Raw genomic sequence first — 235 nt, 5'->3', positions numbered from 1 at the left:
GATGCCGCCCGGGCGTCTTCCAGCCAGCCGTCCCAGGTGGCCTAGCCGAAATCCCCCGGGCTGTCGCCGCATCCCAGGAGATCCACCTGGAGCACCGCGAACCCCGCCGCCGCCAGGGCCTGGGCGCAGAGGGCCGCCATGCGGCGGCACTTGTTCATCTCCTCGGCGAAGGGATGCAGGTAGAGGAAGACCCACCGGGGGTTGCCAGCCGCGGGACGGTGCAGGAGGCAAAAGC

Annotated in this window: 1 pseudogene; it reads right to left on the bottom strand. The window is 71.1% G+C overall.

Annotated features, from left to right (window positions below):
* Window positions 1–44: 44 nt before the first annotated feature.
* Window positions 45–235: pseudogene (locus ACTFO6_RS19875) on the bottom strand (hydrolase 2, exosortase A system-associated); the annotation flags it as partial.

The organism is Pelomicrobium sp. G1, assembly GCF_051905455.1.
Taxonomy (GTDB): Bacteria; Pseudomonadota; Gammaproteobacteria; order Burkholderiales; family UBA6910; genus Pelomicrobium.
Note: the sequence above shows the minus strand (reverse complement) of the source record. Positions and strands in the feature narration are given on the sequence as shown.